Annotated in this window: 19 protein-coding genes; 2 read left to right on the forward strand and 17 right to left on the reverse strand. The window is 45.0% G+C overall.

What is annotated here, in order from left to right; genetic code table 11:
* Positions 1 to 18: 18 nt before the first annotated feature.
* From EAI83_RS10515 to eno, 15 genes are all read right to left on the reverse strand, one after another.
* Entirely contained in the window at positions 19 to 1281 is a 1263-nt protein-coding gene (locus EAI83_RS10515) for an ABC transporter substrate-binding protein (protein ID WP_021652944.1), read from the reverse strand.
* Between the two features lie 40 nt (positions 1282 to 1321).
* Complete coding sequence (locus EAI83_RS10520) at positions 1322 to 2161, reverse strand: carbohydrate ABC transporter permease (protein WP_021652945.1); 840 nt, start codon at positions 2159 to 2161, stop codon at positions 1322 to 1324.
* A gap of 1 nt (position 2162) precedes the next feature.
* Positions 2163 to 3152, reverse strand: coding sequence for a LacI family DNA-binding transcriptional regulator (locus EAI83_RS10525; RefSeq protein WP_021652946.1), 990 nt, complete (start codon positions 3150 to 3152; stop codon positions 2163 to 2165).
* A gap of 241 nt (positions 3153 to 3393) precedes the next feature.
* Positions 3394 to 4671 (reverse strand): RIP metalloprotease RseP, encoded by a 1278-nt coding sequence (rseP, locus tag EAI83_RS10530; protein ID WP_286188484.1) that lies wholly within the window; start codon positions 4669 to 4671, stop codon positions 3394 to 3396.
* Between the two features lie 10 nt (positions 4672 to 4681).
* Positions 4682 to 5824 carry a 1-deoxy-D-xylulose-5-phosphate reductoisomerase gene (dxr, locus tag EAI83_RS10535; RefSeq protein WP_015526782.1) on the reverse strand — a complete coding sequence of 381 codons (1143 nt, stop codon included), beginning with the start codon at positions 5822 to 5824 and terminating at the stop codon, positions 4682 to 4684.
* Positions 5825 to 5836: 12 nt separating this feature from the next.
* On the reverse strand, positions 5837 to 6631 hold the full coding sequence (locus tag EAI83_RS10540) for a phosphatidate cytidylyltransferase (RefSeq protein ID WP_129975345.1): 795 nt from the start codon (positions 6629 to 6631) through the stop codon (positions 5837 to 5839).
* Between the two features lie 3 nt (positions 6632 to 6634).
* Positions 6635 to 7342 (reverse strand): isoprenyl transferase, encoded by a 708-nt coding sequence (locus tag EAI83_RS10545; protein ID WP_015526784.1) that lies wholly within the window; start codon positions 7340 to 7342, stop codon positions 6635 to 6637.
* 66 nt (positions 7343 to 7408) lie between these two features.
* Positions 7409 to 7960 (reverse strand): ribosome recycling factor, encoded by a 552-nt coding sequence (gene frr, locus EAI83_RS10550; RefSeq protein ID WP_015526785.1) that lies wholly within the window; start codon positions 7958 to 7960, stop codon positions 7409 to 7411.
* 44 nt (positions 7961 to 8004) lie between these two features.
* Positions 8005 to 8700 carry a UMP kinase gene (pyrH, locus tag EAI83_RS10555; RefSeq protein ID WP_021976283.1) on the reverse strand — a complete coding sequence of 232 codons (696 nt, stop codon included), beginning with the start codon at positions 8698 to 8700 and terminating at the stop codon, positions 8005 to 8007.
* Positions 8701 to 8714: 14 nt separating this feature from the next.
* Complete coding sequence (locus tag EAI83_RS10560; RefSeq protein WP_192926485.1) at positions 8715 to 9728, reverse strand: hypothetical protein; 1014 nt, start codon at positions 9726 to 9728, stop codon at positions 8715 to 8717.
* Between the two features lie 150 nt (positions 9729 to 9878).
* Positions 9879 to 10370 (reverse strand): acyl-CoA thioesterase, encoded by a 492-nt coding sequence (locus tag EAI83_RS10565; RefSeq protein ID WP_021652953.1) that lies wholly within the window; start codon positions 10368 to 10370, stop codon positions 9879 to 9881.
* 54 nt (positions 10371 to 10424) lie between these two features.
* Positions 10425 to 10895, reverse strand: coding sequence for an SsrA-binding protein SmpB (gene smpB, locus EAI83_RS10570; RefSeq protein ID WP_021652954.1), 471 nt, complete (start codon positions 10893 to 10895; stop codon positions 10425 to 10427).
* Positions 10896 to 10906: 11 nt separating this feature from the next.
* On the reverse strand, positions 10907 to 13198 hold the full coding sequence (rnr, locus tag EAI83_RS10575; protein ID WP_129975349.1) for a ribonuclease R: 2292 nt from the start codon (positions 13196 to 13198) through the stop codon (positions 10907 to 10909).
* 154 nt (positions 13199 to 13352) lie between these two features.
* Positions 13353 to 13586: a preprotein translocase subunit SecG gene (gene secG / locus EAI83_RS10580; RefSeq protein ID WP_021652956.1), complete on the reverse strand. Its 234-nt coding sequence runs from the start codon at positions 13584 to 13586 to the stop codon at positions 13353 to 13355.
* Between the two features lie 70 nt (positions 13587 to 13656).
* A complete protein-coding gene (eno, locus tag EAI83_RS10585) occupies positions 13657 to 15006 on the reverse strand; it encodes a phosphopyruvate hydratase (protein ID WP_110103623.1) in 1350 nt (449 codons plus the stop codon).
* 632 nt (positions 15007 to 15638) lie between these two features.
* Here eno and EAI83_RS10590 point away from each other — a divergent pair.
* Positions 15639 to 16496 (forward strand): polysaccharide deacetylase family protein, encoded by an 858-nt coding sequence (locus EAI83_RS10590; RefSeq protein ID WP_129975351.1) that lies wholly within the window; start codon positions 15639 to 15641, stop codon positions 16494 to 16496.
* A 177-nt stretch (positions 16497 to 16673) separates the two neighbouring features.
* Here EAI83_RS10590 and EAI83_RS10595 read toward each other — a convergent pair whose 3' ends face one another.
* Positions 16674 to 17981, reverse strand: a complete 1308-nt coding sequence (locus EAI83_RS10595) for an O-acetylhomoserine aminocarboxypropyltransferase/cysteine synthase family protein (protein ID WP_015526804.1) — start codon at positions 17979 to 17981, stop codon at positions 16674 to 16676.
* A gap of 261 nt (positions 17982 to 18242) precedes the next feature.
* Positions 18243 to 19331, reverse strand: a complete 1089-nt coding sequence (mnmA, locus tag EAI83_RS10600; protein WP_110103621.1) for a tRNA 2-thiouridine(34) synthase MnmA — start codon at positions 19329 to 19331, stop codon at positions 18243 to 18245.
* Between the two features lie 205 nt (positions 19332 to 19536).
* On the opposite strand from mnmA, the gene EAI83_RS10605 reads away from it, so the two are divergent.
* A complete protein-coding gene (locus tag EAI83_RS10605; RefSeq protein WP_129975353.1) occupies positions 19537 to 21696 on the forward strand; it encodes a SulP family inorganic anion transporter in 2160 nt (719 codons plus the stop codon).
* Positions 21697 to 21715: the final 19 nt, after the last annotated feature.

The following is a 21715-nucleotide window of genomic DNA, read 5'->3' on the forward strand; positions in this document are numbered from 1 at the left end:
GCGGAAATCATATAATTATCAGTTTTTCTGTGCAGCGTCTGTAAGAGCCTGTGCGAACTCTTCCGGAGTAATTTCACCCTGCGCAAGAAGCGGATACTGAATACTGATCTCATCCACTACATTTGCATACCAAAGGCTCTGGAAATCATTAATACTGTGCGCTGCTTTATCGCCGTTTGCGATGACTTCATTTACAAGTGGCTTTACATTATCAGATGTAAGACCCTCCATAGCCGGAATATCGCCTGTAATTTCAAGCATTTTAAGCTGGCTCTCCTCATTTGTGAGGAATTTTACAAATGTAAGAGTTGCATCCAGTGTTTTCTCATCCTTGGAAGCAACATTAAAGCCAATTTTTCCACTGTTATACATAACATCACCAGGATACATTGCAGTACCGACTTTATCTGCAAATCCATCTTCAACCATAGAAGTATCATAGAAATCGCTAATCATCCAAGGACCATTTGCAATGATAGCTGTCTGTCCCATAAAGAAGTTGCTTGCAGCATTCTCATATTTTCCACCAACTGCATCCGGAGTTGTATATTTCTGAAACATGGTCTGAATCCTGGTTGCTGCATCGATAAATTCTTTTGTATTATAATCTGTCGGGAGCATGGTATTCATAAACTGTTCTCCCTCATCGCTCTCACCAATCATAGCACCAAGCATCAGTGAAGTTACCCAACCGGAATCTGCAGTATCCATGGAAAGCGGTGTAATGCCTGCATCCAGAAGCTTGTCACACTGCTCAAAGAACTCGTCCCATGTCTTTGCCGGTTTCTCAATTCCTGCCTGAGCAAAGAGATCTTTGTTGTAGAAGTATCCTATTACCTGTCTGGTATAAGGAATTCCATAAATCTTACCATCGCGGGAGTTTACATCCCAGCATGCATCAGTTGCAAGTTTTTTCCAGTCATCATCTACATAATCAGTAAGGTCGACAAGTTGATCCTTCATTGAATCAATCAGATTATATCCACCTGTACTGAATGTATCCGGAAGAGAATTGGAAGAATACAGAACTTTCAGCTTATCCACATAGTTCTGATCACCTGCGATTTCTTCCACATTGACCTTGATACTGTCACCGTACTCCTCATTAAAAGCTTCCAGACGATCCTGGAACCATTCTGTATTAACACTGACACCAACCCAGGATGTAGGAAATGTGATTTCTGTCACATCATCCGCTTTTACTGTTGTGGCCATGCCTCCTGCCATGGATAATGCTGTCACTGCTGACAATACTGTGGCCATCACCTTTTTTGTTTTCATATTAATTGCCTCCTTTTATATAATTTATAAATTTTCATCTTCAACCTTTGACAGATCCTGCTACCATACTGGTAGTAACCTGTTCCTGCAGCAATACATAGATTACGATACTTGGTAGAATTACCATAGTCAATGCCGCAAACATCGCTGTATAGTTAAACGAAAACTGAGATGTAAAATAATTCAGAGCAAGAGGAAGGGTCCTTACTTCTGTGCTTTTGGTAAGAACGAGTCCGAACATGAACTCATTCCATGACGTCAGGAACTGTAAAATTGCCCCTGTTGCAAGTCCTGATTTAGCCAATGGAAATACAATTACAAAGAATGTCCGATAAAACCCGGCTCCGTCAATATAGGCAGCTTCTTCCAGTTCCTTGGGGATACCCTGAAAATAGCTTTTGAATACGAAAAGTGAAGTAGGAAGTCCCAGTGCCGCATACACAAGTACAAGCCCTGACCTTGTATCAAACATTCCGATTCCCATCATGATCTTATAGATTGGCATCAGAAGTGCTGAAGTAGGTACAAGAAGAGACGCAGATAAAAGCAATGTGATAAAGGTACTTCCCTTAAACGTATATCTGGCCAACACATAGGCAGCCATGGAAACAATCAGGATATTTAGCAGGGTACTTGTGAAAGAAATCACAACACTGTTTCCATAAAACTTAAAAATTGGAGCCAAATCCAATGCAGCCTTATACCCATTAAAGCTTAATGATGTAGGCAGTGCAAATGCAGATGATAGGATCTCCTTATTGGATTTAAAGGATGACATCACGATCCATACTAATGGTCCTACTGAAATCAGTGCCATAAATCCCAGGAAAACAAATCTAAATATTTTCCAAAGAATATCTTTAAAGCTCTTCCCCCCCATTTTATATTTCCTCCCTTCTGAGTACAGTTCCTCTTTCCAATAATTTATAGGGTAGTGTATACTCTATATTTTCTTCTCTGTTTCTACTTTTGTTACACAAAATCTCAAGAGTCCATTCCACCATCTTATCCAGTGGCTGATAAATCGTAGTAAGTTTAGGAACCACCCGCTCTGATATACTTAATCCATCAAATCCCAAAACGGATACATCTTCCGGAACCTTCAAACCATGTTCATTTAGCGCTGTAATTGCTCCTACCGCAGTCTCATCGGAAAAAGCAAACACTGCAGTGAACTTCTTTTTCTTTCGCAATGCACTGTTCATAGATCGATAGCCTTTTTCGAAGGTAAGCTGACCGTATTCTGCCATGTCATCACTGAACATAAGTCCATATTCCTCCATTGCCTTCTTACAGCCAACTAACCGCTGGAATCCTGAACTGATGCTTGTAGAAAGATCAGTCAGAATCAGTATCTCCCTGTGTCCCATTTCAAGAAGATATTTCATTCCCTCGTAAGCAGCCATCATATCGTTAATGTGTACCATATCGCATCTGCTGTCAAAAGCTGCGCCTCCCAGCATAACCACTTTGATATTCTTTGCCCGGATATATCGTATCACCTCACGGTCAATCTCCTCCTCCAGATAAATAACTCCCATCACATACAATTCCTTCAGGATACTCTTATAACTATCATCTCCCGGAAATGTAGGAAGAAATATCACTCTACATTTGTATTTTGGCATCTGCCGGATAATCTCCTTTATAGATTCACTGAAATATCCAAATTCCAGATTAGGAATCAGAACTACGATCACACCATCTGACTTACGTGTTGGATGATTTGGCACATAACCAACCGTATTAGCTGCCTCCTCAATTCTTCTGGATAATTCATCACTCACTACATTCTGTCCTGAAAAATATCTTGAAACAGTTGCTGGAGACACATGTGCCATTTGTGCAACCTTTCTGATTGTACCTGCCATTGTCTCATCTCCTTATGTGATTTTTTCTTATTATTTGAGATTTATTCCTTATTTCTTTTAGTATTTTGCACGATTTAATATCGCTATCTACATTTTTGATTGTACAAAGTTACAAATAGAATGTCAATCTTGTTTCATGTGTTTCATCTTGGTTTCATATGTTTCATTAAAAAAAGATGGAACAATCCGGACATCTTCCTGACCATTCCATCTTTTATATATCTTTACTTCATAATCCTCATCAGAATATCTTCAGAATATCATTATACATAACGATAACCATCAACGCCATCAAAAGCATCAACCCCGCAAAATGGATCATGCCTTCTACCTGACGGTTTACCGGTTTTCTCCGAATCGCTTCTGCCACCAGAAATACCAACCTTCCTCCATCCAGTGCAGGAAGAGGAAGAAGGTTCATCACTCCCAGGTTTGCAGAAAGAAGAACTGCCATATTCAACAAATTCATCCAGATCATCAGCGTTCCCTCACTCTTGGACTGTTCGTAAGTGTCGCCAATGGCATCCGCAATACCCACAGGACCACTTAAGTCTTTCATTCCAAGGTGACCGGTCACAAGCTCTTTCAGGCTTAAGATCGTAGTACGGATCATGTATTTCACTTCCACCGCACCATATTTCAGAACATTAAAGCCGGAAGTCTTTTCACTGTATGTGTTATATCCGAAACCGGAAACCGGTGTTCTGTATTCCCTTGGTGTTATCTCTGCCTCATATTCCAGTCCGTTACGCTCATAGGTGATCGTCACAGGTTCCTTGGATAACGGATGCTCCTCGATGTATTTTTCATATGCATTTCCATCCGGGACCTCCACACCATTGATCTTCGTGATCACATCGCCGGCTTCCAGACCTGCCTCTTCCAGTGGCATTCCCTTGATCAGAGATTCCACTGTCATGGAATTTACATCGGAACGGTTAAAGCCAAGAAGATATCGCACATTTACATCTGGTTTATAGGAAATCTCCTGTTCCTTTCCATCACGTTTTACTTTCAGCCGGATGGTATCTCCCTCTTTCAGTTCGTTGAGATACGAATATACATAAAGATCTTTCCCCAGATCAATATGGTAGCCCTGATATTCCGTGATCACATCGCCCTTTTTCAATCCGGCCTTTTCCGCAGCAGAATTTTGGGTTACTTCTAATACGGTTGCCGGATCATAGCCCATACAGCCTACAATGATCACAGACAAAACAAATGCCAGCAGAAAATTAAATATCGGACCTGCAGCAACCACTGCGATCCTGCCCCACACAGGAGCCGAATTAAAGGTTCCCGGACTGTCATCTTCCGCATCCTCTCCGGCCATGGCGCAGGAACCTCCAAGAGGAAACAGTTTCACGGAATAACGTGTGCCGCCCTTTACTGTACTTATGATCCTGGGTCCCATACCAAGAGAAAATTCCAATACCTCGATATGGTTCTTTTTTGCCAGAAGAAAATGTCCCAGCTCATGGATCAGTATCACAACACTGAAAATAATTACAGCAATCACAAATCTCAATTTACCACCTGCTTTCGATCCACTGATAAGTATCCTGCTCTACAGAAAGGATCTCATCCAGATCCGGATGTGCGATTTTTTTATGTCTTTCCATAGACTGTGCAATAATCTCATAAATATCCAGAAAGCCGATCTTTTCCTCCAGGAATTTCTTTACTGCAAGCTCATTGGCTGCATTAAAGACAGTCGGCATACTTCCGCCCTCCCGGGATGCCTGGATCGCCATAGGAAGTCCCCGGAATGTCTCCATATCCGGAACCTCAAATGTGATCTCATGAAGCTTCGTGAAATCAAGGCGGTCTCCGTCCAGATATCGTCTGTGCGGATAGTACAGAGCGTACTGGATCGGAAGTCTCATATCCGGAGTTCCAAGCTGTGCCATGATCGCACCATCCTTAAACTCCACCATGGAATGGATGATACTCTGCGGCTGCACCACCACCTGAATATGATCCAGATCCATGTCAAACAGCCATTTGGCTTCCATAACTTCCAGCCCTTTGTTTACCAGGGTTGCGGAATCTACGGTGATCTTTCGTCCCATTACCCAGTTTGGATGCTTCAGAGTATCTGCAACAGTGACCCTTCGCAGCTCTTCTGTGGTACGTCCGCGGAAGGGACCACCGGATGCCGTAATCAGAAGCTTGTGGATCTCTTTGTTTTCTTCTCCGTGGATAGCCTGGAAAATAGCGCTGTGTTCACTGTCTACCGGAAGGATAGATACGCCATATTTCTTTGCCATGGGCATGATCAGATGACCGGCTGTGACAAGGGTTTCCTTATTTGCCAGGGCAATGTCCTTTCCGGCACGGATTCCCTCCATGGTAGGACGGATCCCGATCATTCCCACGATCGCAGTGACAAGAATTTCTGATTCCGGCATGGACGCAAGCTCCAGAAGTCCCTCCATTCCGCTGACTACCTTTGTATCCGTGTCCGCAATACGCGTTTTCAGATCCCGGGCTGCTTCTTCATCCCAGACTGCTGCCAGAAGCGGATGAAACTCACGGATCTGCTCTTCCAGCTTCTCCACACTTTTGCCTGCACTGACTGCAACAACCCGAAGGTCTTCGTTTTTTCTTGCCACATCCAGTGTCTGGGTCCCGATGGAGCCGGTAGAACCTAAGATTGCAATATTCTTCATTTCTAATGTCTCCTAAATTCCAAGAATCGTTTTTGCAAGATAGTAAATAACAGGGGCTGTGATGATCACACTGTCAAAACGGTCCAGGATTCCTCCATGGCCCGGGATCAGCTTTCCATAGTCCTTGATGTTCTGGTTTCTTTTGATTGCAGATGCAGCCAGATCACCCACCATGGAGATCAGAGCTCCAACTGCGCAGATCAAGGCATACTCAGCCATTTTTCCCTGTGTTGCCGCTGCATAGATCACTCCAAGAAGCGCCGCTCCCGCAACGCCTCCTACAGCTCCCTCGATGGATTTCTTCGGGCTTAAAACCGGCGCCATTTTATGCTTTCCGATAAGCATTCCCACACAGTAAGCACAGGTGTCACATCCCCAGGAGCACAGGAATATCAGCCATACCAGGAATTTTCCGTCCGGAAGGCTTCTGGTAAGATAGATAAAGGAAAGCATCACAGCAACATATACAACTCCAAAAAATGCTGCCATCACCTGTTCTGCATGGTATTTCGGATAACCGAATACATAAACAAACAGGATCAGGATCATACTGATGATGATCGCCATTGTTCCGTAATTTCCAAAATCAGCTTTCATGGCAATATAATAAAGCACTGCTCCAAGATATCCTACAAGTTCCAGCACGGTAACATGCTCATCGCTTACCCTCATTACCTTGTAAAGCTCTCTCATTCCGATCAGTGAAACAGCCAGAAGTGTAAAAAATAAGATCCAGCTTCCGGAAATGATAGTTGCCAGGGCAATAACGACAAGGACGATACCACTTATCAGTCTTGTCTTAAACATGATCTACTCCTCCTTGACGCCACCGTAGCGTCTGTCTCTCTGATTGTATTTCTCGATGGCTTTGATCAGCTCTTCTTTATTAAAATCCGGCCATGCAACCGGTGTAAAATAAAACTCGGAATAGGCAAGCTGCCAAAGCAGGAAATTGGAAAGCCGCTGCTCACCGCTTGTGCGGATCAAAAGATCCGGATCCGGTACACCTGCAGTATCCAGATAGCTCTCAATTGTATCTTCTGTAATGCCATCCGGCTCAACTTTTCCGTCTTTTACATCCTGTGCCATCTTCTGCATTCCACGGCGGATCTCATCACGGCTTCCGTAATTTAATGCCAGCTGAAAATAAATACCGTCAAAATCTTTGGAATATTCCTCCAGTTCCCGGACACTCTGCTGGATATCCGGTGCAAAGGCAGTAACATCTCCGATGACTTTCATCTTCATATTATTTTTCTTGGAAATCTTGATACATTTCTTAAGATAACCGCGGAACAGTTTCATCAGTGCTTCCACTTCTTCTCTGGATCGTTTCCAGTTTTCTGTGGAAAAAGCGTAAACCGTAAGATATTTCACCCCAAGGTCTTTGATATCATAACAAATGTTTTCAAGATTGGCGCATCCCTTTACATGTCCGTAGGTTCTCGGCATTCCTCGTTCCTTTGCCCAACGTCCGTTTCCGTCCAGAATGATCGCGATATGATTTGGTACGTTCATAAATCTCCTCCATACAGAAAGAGAGCTTCTTCAAAGAAGCCCTCTCTATCCTCGTATTTCTTACAATTATACAGTCAGAATCTCTTTAGACTTGTTCTCGATCGCCTTGTCAACTTCCTTGATGTACTTATCTGTAAGTTTCTGGATCTGATCCTCAAGCTCTTTGATCTCATCCTCAGAAACATCCTGTTTTGCAAGTTTCTTAAATGCATCGTTGGCATCACGACGGATATTTCTTACTGCAACCTTGGCACCCTCGCCTTTTTTCTTAACGTCCTTCACCAGCTCTTTACGACGCTCCTCGGTAAGCTCCGGGAAAACAAGACGGATCATTTTTCCATCGTTGCTCGGGTTTAATCCCAGATCAGAGCAAAGGATCGCTTTCTCGATCGCTTTGATCATGCTGGATTCCCACGGCTGGATCTGGATCATACGTGCCTCCGGTACAGAAATGTTTGCAACCTGCTGGAGCGGAGTCGGTGCTCCATAATAATCTACGGTAAGTTTGTCAAGAATATGCGGGTTTGCACGGCCGGCTCTGATGGTTGTCAGCTCACTCTCCAAAGCATTCAGTGTTTTTCCCATTTTTGTTTCGTATACCTGAATTCTCTCATCCATTTCACATATCTCCCTGTATGGTTTTTTTTATTATTCCCTTTTGATCACACGGTTACCTTTGTTCCGGAGAACTTGCCATGTACGGTATTGACGATGCTGTCCTTTTCATCAAGACCGAATACCAGCATCGGCATCTTCTGCTCCATACACATGATGGAAGCGGTAAGATCCATAGCTGCCAGCTTCTTTGCAACTACTTCATCGATGGAAATCTCATCATACTTCTTGGCATCCGGATTTACCTTCGGATCACTGTCATAGATTCCGTCAACAGCCTTGGCAAGAAGAATGGCATCTGCGCCGATCTCAACAGCACGAAGTACAGTAGCTGTATCTGTAGAGAAATACGGATGGCCGGTACCACCTGCAAAGAATACAACCTTTCCTTCTGCGAAGCTCTCTTCTACAGCATCCTTGGAATAAAGTGTGGTAAATGCACCACATACAAACGGGGTAAACACCTCTGTCTTAAGTCCCACATATCTGCAGATGTCAGACACATAGATACAGTTCATGATAGTAGCAAGCATGCCGATCTGATCCGCCTTGCTTCTGTCCATGGCTCCGCTGGTACGTCCTCTCCAGAAGTTTCCACCTCCGATCACGATACCAACCTGAAGTCCTTCATCCACGATCGTCTTGATCTGTTTGGCAACCTCTGTAACAGTTGCTTCATCAAAGCCTCTCTTCTGCTCTCCTGCAAGAGCCTCTCCGCTTAATTTCAGTAACACTCTTTTCATATGTTTATTCTCCTTTACCATACGCCGGATACAACTTCATTGCCGTCATTGTCAAAAGTTGTGGATACCGTAAACGTATCATAATAATAATAACCTGTCTTACCGGACTCCGGCTCGTCCTCATAATCACTGCCATTTGGGCTGCCGCATGCATTCTCAAGCTCAGACATGGACTGACCGATATATCTTGCTGCTACAGATGCCGGATCATCCTCGCCGGATGGTGCTTCCGTAGGATCCGCATCGGAAGAATCAGAGGAAGCTGGTGCAGATGTTGGATCCGGTGTGGATGTGGAGTCCGAACTGCTGTCTGTACTGTCTCCATTATCATCAGAACTCTCCGGAGTCGGAGTCACAGCCGTACTGTCTGAAGAATCTGTACTGTCACTGTCACTTTCACTGTCATCCTCAATGCCAAGCCTTGCCTTTACATCCTTCAGGGTAGACACCTCCTTGGTGCTTCCGCTCGCCAGATATGTAGCATATGGGATTCCGTCTTCACCCTCACCGTCCATGCACAGACTCAGCTGTGAGATCGTCAGAAGCGGCAGCTGGCGGAAGAAACATTCATTCTGCTCTTCGTCAGAAAATGTGATCCTTACATCAAAGCTTGTTGCTGTATCTCCGTTATCGTCCTTCTGGCTCTTCTCCATATAATAAACAGCCTTGTCGTTGGAAGCCAGTGTGAATTTACCATTTACAAGATCGCTTCCCCAGGTCTCATCACTGTCATCGCCATCATCTCTGGTAGGACGGACATAAATTGCAGAAATCGTGGAGTTCATCTTATTGGTAAATACAATACTGGTAGTGGTCTCACTCTTGGTTCCCATTACGTTCTTGATATTTGCTGTTTCATCCGTAGATGTCTGCATCTCCACCACATCCGTTTTCGCAGCTTCCGTTACCGTCGGGGTTGCCGTTGCCTCCACCTTCTGCTCCGGTGCCACAGAGTTCTTCTTTCCGCAACCGGCTGCAAGCATGCTCGCTGCAAGAATTCCGGCAAGAATCAAATAACGTTTTTTCATTATATCTCCTCCATATAAAATGGTCCTATTCGCTGTCAGGTTTTCCTTTTCTATTATTACAGAGTATCACTTTCTTGTCAACCTGACCGTTCTGAATTTCACAGAATCTTTAGATATTTTAAACTATGTCAAAAATTGGAACAGCTGAGGTCAGAACCCGTTTTCCCTTCGCTGTCTGCGCATATCACGGCGCATTTTCGCAGCTTCATTCCGGGCTTTTTCCGCTTCTGTGGTAATGATCAGTTCCGGCACCTGGATCGGTTTCTGGTCTTCATCTACAGCCACCATCACAAAAAATGCCCGGTTTACAGTATGACGCATGCCATCCGGCTGTTCCACATACGTATCGATCTCGACCTCCATGGAAGTTCTTCCCACATAAGTCACATATCCCTTAAGTACTACGATCTCTCCCTCATAGATCGCATGCTTGAACTGAAGATTGTCCACTGCCGCAGTTACCACCCGATATGTCTCCGCATGACGCATAGCTACCACTCCGGCAACCTCATCCAGCCACTGCATCAGCGCTCCGCCAAAAAGTCTTCCGCCTCCGTTCAGATGCTGCTGCATGATCAGATGAACCTGCTCCGTCATCGATGCTTCTACCGTTTTTTTACGTCTTTCCTGTACCTCTGTCATTTCTCATTCCCCGCATTTTATCATACTTTTACTTTTTCAGTTGAAACCAGCCGATCAATAAAGATTTTTTACTTTAAAGTCTCGCTCCGCTTCTCTTCTCTGATCCTTCTTTGCAATATCCTGGCGCTTGTCATAAAGCTTTTTACCACGTGCCATGCCAATCTCTATTTTTACCAGGCTGTCCTTGAAATAAACCTTCAGTGGTACCAAAGTCAATCCTTTTTCCTTTAATTTAGCTTCGATCTTATTGATCTCGTAGCGATGCAGCAAAAGCTTACGCACACGAAGAGGATCTTTGTTAAAAATGTTTCCTTTCTCATAAGGAGTGATATGCATTCCATATACATAAACTTCTCCGTTTTCTACACGGACAAAGGCCTCCTTGATGCTGCATTTACCGGAACGTAAGGATTTCACCTCGGTTCCTGCAAGTGCGATCCCGGCCTCATAAGTATCCTCGATAAAATAATCATGAAAAGCCTTTTTATTATTTGCGATCAGTTTCATTCCTGTTTTTTTTGCCATTTCGCGCTCCCTCAGTCTTCCTCAGCCAGGACAAAATCCACGGTTTTCAGCATTTTATCCGCATCTGCCACACGGACACGGACCTTCTGCCCAAGACGGAAGATCTTTCCTGTCATGTCTCCCCGCAGTTCATATGCATCCTGGTCAAATACATAATAGTCATCTCGTAATGTATTGATATGGATCAGTCCTTCTACGGTATTCGGAAGCTCCACATAAAGTCCCCATCCTGTAACGCCGGAGATGATCCCCTCATACTCCTCTCCGAGATGATAGGACATATACTCTGCTTTCTTCAGCTTATCGGATTCTCTTTCCGCTTCGTCTGCACGCCGTTCGCACACACTGGACTGACGCGCCACTTCATCCAGGATCTCCTTGTAATGCTCGGTACGTCCTTCCCTTACCAGTCTGCCTCTCAGACGGTCATGGATGATCCTGTGGATCTGAAGATCCGGATATCTTCGGATCGGAGAAGTAAAGTGGCAGTAATACTTCGCTGCAAGTCCGAAATGTCCGCTGCATTCCGTAGTATATTTTGCCTGTTTCATGGTACGCAAGGTCAGTCGGCTGATCTGTGCCTCATTGGGCATTCCCTCAATACTTTCCAGGATCTCCTGGATCTCACCAGGCGTGATCTCCTGTCCGGATTTCTGTATGTTGACTCCTTCATTATGAAGAAGCATCAAAAGACTTTCAATCTTTTCCGGATCCGGATTTTCATGTGTTCTGTATACAAAGGGATAATCTCCGGTGCAGTATTCCTGTGCCACAGTTTCATTGGCAAGAAGCATAAAATCCTCAATGATCCTGGTTGCCACATTGGCCTCATAGGGCTGCACATCAATAGCTCTTCCTGCCGCATTCAGGATGATCTTACTCTCCGGAAAATCAAAATCAATGGAACCTCTTGTATGACGACGGCTGCGCAGGATCCCGGAAAGCTCTTTCATCAGGAAAAACATGGGGATCAGAGCTTCATAGCGTTTCTTCGCCACCTCGTCGGTATCCTCCAGAATATTTTTCACATCTGTGTAACACATACGCTCATCTACACGGATCACGGTTTCTGCAATCTTATGGGAAATCACCTTTCCTTTTTCATTAACATCCATCAGACAGCTTAAGGTCAGACGGTCCTGTCCCTGGTTCAGAGAACAGATACCGTTGGAAAGCCGCTCCGGGAGCATGGGAATGACACGGTCTGCAAGATAGACGGAGGTTCCGCGCTTCAGTGCCTCTCTGTCAAGGGCACTGCCGCCCTGAACATAGTTGCTCACGTCTGCGATGTGCACACCCAGATGGTAGATTCCATCCTCCTTTGTCAGGGAAATGGCATCATCCAGATCCTTTGCATCCTCACCGTCAATGGTAACTGTAACAAGATTTCTGAGATCCAGTCTTCCATCCAGATCCGCTTCCTGTACATGATCCGGCACACGGTCAGCCTGACGAAGTACTTTGTCAGGAAATACACTTGGTATGTTAAAGCTCTTCACAATAGCAAGGATATCTGTTCCAGGTGAACGTAAGTTTCCCAGCACCTCCGTGATCTTTCCTTCCGGCTTCCGGTTTCTGGAGCCGTAATCTGTGATCTCTGCAACTACCTTGTCTCCGTCCTTTGCTCCCATGGAGTTTTTTCTGGAAATAAAGATATCTTTGGAAAATTTGGGGTTATCACTGATCACAAAGCCATAATCACGGCTGCTCTGGTATGTTCCCACGATCGAAGGCATTCCCCTTTCCAGAACCTTCAGCACAACGCCTTCCTGACGTTTTCCCTCTTTATGTCCGTTCCGTACAAGAATCTGCACCTTATCCTGATGCATGGCGCTTCCCGTGTCATTTTCCGGAATAAAAATATCCTGTTCCTGACCCTCCACTTCCACAAAGCCAAAACCTTTGTAATGGCCAATAAAAGTTCCTTCCATGAGGGTTCCGTCCTTCTCAGAGAAATGATGTTCCTCATGATCCTTCTCTCTGCGTTCTCTTCCCTTACGGCCACGCTCCGACTTTTCTGCCTTCAGAGCTTCTTTATTCTTTCGTCTGTCTCTGCGCTTGCCGGAAACCTTGCTGTATCTTCCTTTATTATCTACTTCAGCCTTGCCCTGGGCGCAAAGCTCGTCCAGCACGTCAAAAAGCTCTTTTTTCTCACTCTTATCCAGCTGAAGAAGAGATGCGATCTCACGCAGGCGCATGGGCTTATACAGCGGATCTCCCAGAAGCTCCATTATAAACTTTTTTCTTTTTTCAAAATTTTTCGATCTTTTCACATTTTCTCCTGTTTCATATTTATATTTCATTTTACCCTGTTATCATTCCGGAGGAAGGCTCACCCGTGCCCCTGTATCAACGCAAAAACACTCCTGCTGATTAACAAAAGAAGTCCCCATCCGAGTTTCTTCTGCATGCTAACGCAGCAAGAGTGTTACCAACTTCTGTTCTGCCCCTGGCAGATCAGATAATGTTCAGTACGATTGACAGTACAAAGAAAATAACTCCCATGATAATGGTACCTCTTACAAGACCACCTTCCATGGAACGGCCCTTATTCTTACCCCAGTAAGTATCAGCTACTCCGGCGATAGAGCCAAGACCCTGCTGCTTGCCCTCCTGCATCAGTACGACAACAGTCAGAGCGATACAATCTATTGCATAAATTACAGTCAGAATAATTTTCAAAATGTTCACGCGGTTACACCTCCTAATCAACTAGAGGTTATTTTACCATAGCTAAACCGGGATTTCAACCATTTTCCGTTTATTTTATGCAGGGCTTTTTCTGAGATTTTTTTGCAAAAGGATCTTTATATCTTCCAAGAGCTCCGAGCTGTTCGTGGATCCGCAGAAGCTGGTTATACTTGGCGTTCCGGTCCGAACGGCAGGGTGCGCCTGTTTTGATCTGTCCCGCCCCACAGGCAACTGCCAGATCTGCGATAAAGGAATCCTCTGTTTCCCCGGATCTGTGAGAGATCACTGCACGATACCCGGCATGCTGAGCCATCTCCACCGCATCCAGAGTTTCCGTGAGAGTTCCGATCTGGTTTACTTTAATAAGGATAGCATTGGCAACATCAAGTCCGATGCCACAGTGCAGCCGTTTGATATTGGTGACAAACAGATCGTCGCCTACCAGCTGGATCTTTTTTCCCAGGTGTTCCGTCAGATATTTCCAGCCTTCCCAGTCATCCTCCCAGAGACCGTCTTCAATGGAAACAATGGGAAATTTTTCCACCAGTTTTTCATAATACTCTGTCATCTCACCAGCATCCCGGTAGATCTTTTCTCCTTTCATGCGACTCTCCCCAGGGAAAAAGTACACGCCCTTTTCCTCATCATAAAGCTCGCTGGAGGCTGCATCAATGGCAATGGTGATCTCTTCTCCTGGTTTATATCCTGCTTTTTCTATGGCATGAACGATCAGGGTAAGCACTTCCTCCGAATCTGAAAGATCCGGAGCAAAGCCGCCTTCATCTCCAACCGCTGTGGAGAGTCCTTTTTCCCTGAGAAGAAGCTTTAAGTGCTGGTAGACTTCCGCACACATGCGGATACCCTTTTCCAGACAGCAAGCTCCTGTTGGCATGATCATAAACTCCTGAAGATCTACCGTATTGTCCGCATGCTTTCCCCCGTTTAAAATATTCATCATCGGTACCGGAAGCTGCATGGTATGGCAGCCGCCCAGATACTGATAAAGAGGAAGCCGAAGGGCCCCGGCTGCTGCACGGGCTGCTGCCAGAGATACTGCCAGCGTGGCATTGGCTCCTGCGCTGCTTTTGTTCTCCGTTCCGTCGGTTTCGATCAGAAGATGATCGATCCATGCCTGGTTCAGGGCATTCTCTCCGATAATGGCATCTGCCAGACGTGTATTGATATTTTCCACTGCCTTTTTTACACTCTGGCCCAGATATTCCTCCCGGTTTCCGTCTCGCAGCTCCACAGCCTCAAATTTACCTGTGGATGCTCCGGACGGCACCATGGCTCTTCCTGTGTATCCATTAATCCCCACAATTCCTTCACCTACCGTCACTTCCGCTTCCACTGTAGGATTCCCCCTGGAATCAAGGACCTGTCTTGCATGAACTTTTCGAACAGGCAGATAACGTAGCATAAGTTTTTCCCTCCTTGAAAATAATAATACTGTTTATGATCTCCTGCACTTTGTGATTCTCTTCTTATGTTCATAAAGGTATCTTGTCCGAAAAGGTTTTGGTCTATACCTTTTATCTGGTTTCGATATTATCTGATTTTTTTGTTGTTTTATTTTTATTATTTTTCTTTTTAAATATATTCTTATTATTTTAAAAATTTAGTATTGACATTTTCTATTTTATCTGTTATAGTTTAACCATCAAATAAAACAAACGGAAAACAAAAAACTAAATCAAAAAGGAGCGTGAACCCACCGAAAACATAACTTACTTCCCATAATCTAAGAAAGAGAGGTACAGTCCACCAGAAGATTTAAAGATTTTCCATCATAATTAAAACAAGGAGGTACGGACCACCGAGAACGTAAATTTTAATTCCGTATAAGTTTTAAATCTAAGAAATGAGAGGTATATTCCATTGGATAATGAAAATTAAAAGAGTCATCGGCAGAAGAAATCAATCGCTGATGACTCTTATTTTTTGCTTATTTTGACCTCTGTCTCACAGACATGATCTCATGATCTTCTGCTTTCATATCTTCTTCTTCGTGTTCATAAACATATTAATAACTCCATTTTCTCTGAGGTTCCCATGAAACAAAAACACATCTACCGTCTTATTTTTTTCTTTGTCATGGCTTTTGCTCTTGGCAGTCTTGCAGGAAAGATCTATTCTCATTTTACTTCCGACCCACGATCCGATCAGGATTCTACCAAAAACAGCCAGACCTCTTCTGCTTCTATGACATTCCAAAATGAAAACTGGGGGCTCGGTTTTCAGGAAGAAGGCAAACGGCCCACAGGAAATGCTTCTATGGAAGAATTAAAAAATTACAATGCCTGGTATGCAGCCGATACCGATGAAAAACAAATCTATCTTACCTTTGACGCAGGCTATGACAATGGAAATATGCCTGCCATTCTGAATGCATTACATAAGCATCAGGTACATGCCACATTTTTTGTTGTGGGGACTCTGATCCGTGAAAAACCGGAACTGATCCGTGAGATCGTAGATGCAGGCCATACCATAGGCAACCACACCATGACACACCCGGATATGTCCGGCATCTCCACAAAGGAAGCCTTTCAAAAGCAGCTTGAAGATGTGGAGGTTCTTTATAAGGAAGCCACCGGAAAAGAAATGACAAAATTTTATCGCCCGCCCCAGGGCATTTACAGCGTGGAAAATTTAGAGATGGCAAAAGAGATGGGATACCACACCTTTTTCTGGAGTCTGGCTTATGTGGACTGGTATCAGGATAAGCAGCCTTCGAAAGAAGAAGCTTTTGAAAAGCTTCTGGGACGGATCCATCCGGGTGCCATCGTGCTGCTGCACAGCACCTCTTCCACCAATGCTTCTATTCTGGATGAGCTGCTGACAAAATGGGAAGAGATGGGATATACCTTCGGAACATTAGAAGAACTTGTGGCATCGGGATCCGCCTGAAAAAAAGCGCACATGATCCATGCATCCTCAGTGCCATCGACACGGATCTTCCCACTTTTGGATTTTCCAGATAAGCACACAAAAAATCTGCCCCGGGACTATGTTCTCATATGTCCCGGGACAGATTTTTCTGTGCTATTGATTTTAGAAGGTGTTCTTCTTATTTAATTGTCTTATTTACTGGACAGCCTTGAATGCCTCATCAAGATCCTGGATGATATCATCGATATTCTCAGTTCCGATGGAAAGACGGATCGTGTTTGGCTTGATTCCCTGATCAAGAAGCTCTTCCTCTGTGCACTGGCTGTGTGTTGTAGTAGCCGGATGGATAACAAGGGATTTCACATCTGCAACGTTTGCAAGAAGTGAGAACAGCTCAAGGTTATCAATGAAATCTTTTGCCTTCTGTGCATCTCCCTTGATCTCGAATGTAAAGATGGAACCGCCGCCGTTAGGGAAATATTTCTTATAAAGCTCCTGCTGGCTTGGATCTGTGGATACAGACGGATGATGAACCTTCTCTACCTGCGGATGATCATTCAGATACTGTACAACCTTCAGTGCGTTCTCAACATGACGCTCTACACGGAGAGACAGTGTCTCAAGTCCCTGCAGGAAGATGAAGGAGCTTACCGGTGAAATTGTTGCTCCTGTGTCACGGAGAAGGATCGCACGGATCTTTGTAACAAATGCAGCCGGTCCGCATGCTTTTGTGAAGCTTACGCCATGATAGCTTGGGTTTGGCTCTGTAAGAGATGCAAATTTGCCGGATGCCTCCCAGTCAAACTTACCACTCTCTACGATCACACCACCGATAGTAGTTCCGTGGCCACCGATGAATTTTGTTGCGGAATGAACAACGATATCTGCGCCGTACTCAATTGGTCTTACGAGGTATGGTGTTGCAAATGTATTATCTACAACAAGCGGAATTTTATGTTTGTGAGCGATTTTTGCAAGAGCCTCAATATCTACAACATCAGAATTTGGGTTTCCAAGAGTCTCAATATAAACAGCTTTTGTGTTCTCCTGGATCGCATTCTCCACTTCCTCGAGATTGAATACATCAACAAATGTTGTTGTGATTCCGTATGCCGGAAGCGTATGCTCCAGAAGGTTTGTTGTACCGCCGTAAATATTTTTGGCTGCTACAATGTGATCTCCCTGCTGTGCAAGGTTCTCGATCGTGTATGTGATAGCTGCTGCACCGGATGCTACTGCAAGTGCTGCGGAGCCACCCTCAAGTGCTGCAATCCTCTTCTCGAATACGTCCTCTGTCGGGTTTGTAAGACGTCCGTAAATGTTACCGGCATCTGCAAGTCCGAAACGTGCTGCTGCATGATCGCAGTTGCGGAATACATAGGAAGATGTCTGGTAGATTGGTACTGCTCTTGCATCTGTAACCGGATCCGGCTGTTCCTGTCCTACGTGAAGCTGTAATGTCTCAAATTTGAATTTTCTCTGATCTCTTGTAATTTTGCTCATGTGTTTGTCCTCTTTTCTTTTATTCTTATATTCGGTAAAATAGTAATTGCTTATCTTATAATCATCTGCTTATCAGCGACAACAACACATTCGCTTTTCTTCGATAAACACCCTTGTTGACTTCTGTAAAACCTTCATGATTTCCTCCTAATCATCACGTTGCTCACCTTGTTTTGTGTGCTCCGTTTTTTGATGATGCAATCATATCACCCTTTTCCTAGTATGTCAATGGGGTTTATCTATTTAGGTTCTCACCTTTATTTATGACTGGCTATAGATTTTATTTATAACGCCACCGCCTACAACCTCATCTCCGTCATACATCACCACAGCCTGACCTTTTGTGATAGCTCTCTGCGGTTCATCAAATTTCACATGAAGGATGCCATCCGGTGTCTGCCATGCAGTGGCAGGCTGCTCTTTGTGACGGTAACGGATCTTGGCAGTCACTCTTTTCGGCTCAGCTAAGCAGTCCACAGAGATCAGATTTACACTGTCTGCCTCAAGTTCACTACTGAAAAGATCTGCGTTGTCCCCGAGAACTACCGTATTGGTCTTCGGAGAGATCTCACAGACATAAAGACGGCTGGCCGCCGGAATGCCAAGGCCGCGGCGCTGGCCGATCGTGTAATGGATGATCCCCTTATGGCGTCCGATATAGTTTCCCTCTTTATCTACAAAATCACCCTCCGGTGTTTTTTTGCCTGTGTACTTCTCAATAAATTTCGCATAGTCGCCGTCCGGCACAAAGCAGATATCCTGACTGTCATGCTTTCTGGCATTGATAAAGCCATGTTTTTCGGCAATGACACGAACCTGGTCCTTCCGGAGACCTCCAAGCGGAAGCTTTACATGTGCCAGCTGTTCCTGGGTCAGCATATAGAGAACGTATGACTGATCCTTTGTATCGTCCGCTGCTTTTTTCAGAAGGTAGCGGTCCCGTTTCTCATCGTACTCCACTCTTGCATAATGTCCGGTTACAATATAATCGTAGCCGATCTCCTGCATGCGGTGAAACATTTTATCAAATTTCAGATATCGGTTACAGTCGATACATGGATTAGGGGTGCAGCCGTTTTCGTAGGCATCTACAAACCTGTCCATAACCTCTGTATGGAAATCTGCGGTAAAATTAAACACGTAGTAAGGCATATCCATCTGATAGGCTACGCTTCTGGCATCCTCAACATCGTCCAGGGAACAGCAGGTCTTTTCCCTGTGGACACCGATATCTTCGTTGTTGTAAAGTTTCATGGTAGCGCCGATGCACTCGTCACCGGATTCCTTTGTCAAAAGAGCTGCCACGGAGCTGTCTACACCGCCGCTCATTGCTATGATCGCTTTTTTCATTTATATCTTAACCTTTCCTGATGATTGATGATTTCTCAGCTTTGCAGCCTGTATTCTCTTACGGTTACTGCAATTTCGCATTTATTATAATATGGCAGTTATTCTTTGTCCACGATTTTTCACCCGGAACCTTTGCTTTGCTTCTTTCCTGCAGGCTCTCTTTGGTATATAATAGAAAATATTTTTCAGAAAAGGATGTGACTATATGAAGCTTTCCCTGTTTTCCACGCTGCGAGGATATCGGAAGGAATACCTTCCCAAAGATATTTTCTCCGGCATCATCATAGCAGCTGTTTCCATCCCTATCTCCATGGGATATGCCCAGATTTCCGGGATCCCGGCGGTATACGGACTGTACGGTTCTGTTCTGCCGATCCTTTTGTTTGCTCTATTTTCCACTTCAAGACAGTTTATCTTTGGAGTTGATGCGGCACCTGCTGCCATTGTAGGTGGTGCACTGTCTACTCTTGGCATTGCTGCAGAGTCAGAAGCTGCCATGGATTATGTTCCTGCCATCGCACTTTTTGCAGGTCTGTGGCTGTTTATCTTCTTTCTGCTTCACGCAGATAAGATCGTGGACTTTATCTCCACACCTGTTATGGGCGGTTTTATCAGCGGTATCGCAGTTACCATCATCCTGATGCAGATCCCGAAACTTATGGGAAGTCCTGCAGGATCCGGAGAGCTCCTGGAACTGGCAGAGCATATCTTTGCTGCTGCCAAAAATATCAGCTGGCTTTCCCTCTTCATGGGGCTTGGTGCTCTGGTGCTGATCCGCACATTTAAAAAGCTGGCGCCGAAATTCCCCATGGCTATCGTTATTATGGCTCTGGGTGTTCTTTCCACCGTTGTTTTTCATGTGGACGAAAAAGGCGTAGTCCTCCTGCAGTCTGTAGAACGTGGACTTCCCTCCCTGGTGATCCCGGATTTCGGAAATGTTGATCTGACCCAGGCGGCAGGCCGCGGTCTTATGGTTGCTGTTGTCATTATGGCAGAAACTCTTCTTGCAGAGAATACCTTTGCGTTCCGCAATGATTATAAGCTGAACGACCGTCAGGAAATCCTGGCCTGTGCCGCCGGAAATATTGCTGCCGCCGCAGTAGGCTGCTGCCCGGTAAACGGCAGTATCTCCCGCACCTCCCTCAATGAACAGTACTGTGGAAAATCTCAGGCGGTTTCCATCACTGCCGGGATCACCATGGCTCTGATCCTTCTTTTCGGCACCGGTTTTATCGGATATCTTCCGGTTCCTGTACTGACAGCCATTGTGATCTCTGCTCTGATGGATGTGGTGGAAACCCATCTGGCTGTACGTCTTTTCAAAGTAAGCCGTACAGAATTCTACATCTTCATGGCTGCCGGTTTCAGTGTGCTCTGTCTTGGAACCATTTATGGGGTTATCATTGGTATCCTGCTCTCTTTCGTAGCTGTGATCCTGAAGGCCACCAACCCGCCGCGCTCCTTCCGTGGTATGATCCCTGGAAGAGATGCTTATTTTGATCTGTCCAAAAACCGTTTCGCCTACCCTATTAAGGGCGTTGTGATCTACCGTTTCAGTGAAAACCTGTTTTTTGCAAATATAAAGATTTTTCAGGAAGATATTGAGAACAGCATCCGAAAAGACACCAGGGTAGTGATCGTAGATGCCAGTGCTATCAACAGCATTGATGTCACAGCAGCAGACCGTCTGGATGCCATCTCCGCAAGCCTGAAAAAACGTGGGATCCGTTTTTACCTCACAGAGCATTCCACCCAGATCAATGACCAGCTGCGTCAGTTCGGCATCGGTCATATGATCAAGGACGGTATGGTCCGCCGTACCATTCTTGCTGCTCTGCATGACGCAGGGATCGAAGCCCCTTATGAACTGGATGTTCCAAAGGAAGACGAGACAAAGCTTCTGCGCCGCAGTATCGCTTTTCTTCCGGCAGAGGAAGAAAATACCCTGGAAGAGTTCGCCTGGGCTTTTGGTGATGATGCAGTAAAAGAGATCGAAGAATCTGTCCATCACATTATTGAACAGCTGCATCAGATCCCGGATATCCAACGTCTCTCCGAAGAAGGTCTGGAAGAGCTTCTGGATAACTGGCATGGGCTGGGTGTTCTGGATGAGGATGAACTGCTTCGAAGAATTGAATTACATATGGATGAGCTGCCTGAGGAATTAACTTCCGACCGGAAACTGATCCTTCATCTTCTGGAAAAGCGCCGTGGCAAGCTGAAAGAAAAAATCCTTGCCGAGCATCCGGAAGTCCTAGAACGGCTGGAACAGCGCCGGAAAAAGCTGGAAGAACGGCTGGAAAAGCAGAATCCGGAAGCTGTTCAGAAATGGAAGCACTGGAAGGAAGAGCATCTCAAAGACTGATTTCTGCATACATCCCCTT

Origin of the sequence: Blautia sp. aa_0143 (assembly GCF_004167315.1) — a bacterium.
In the GTDB taxonomy this organism is placed as follows: Bacteria; Bacillota; Clostridia; order Lachnospirales; family Lachnospiraceae; genus Blautia_A; species Blautia_A fusiformis.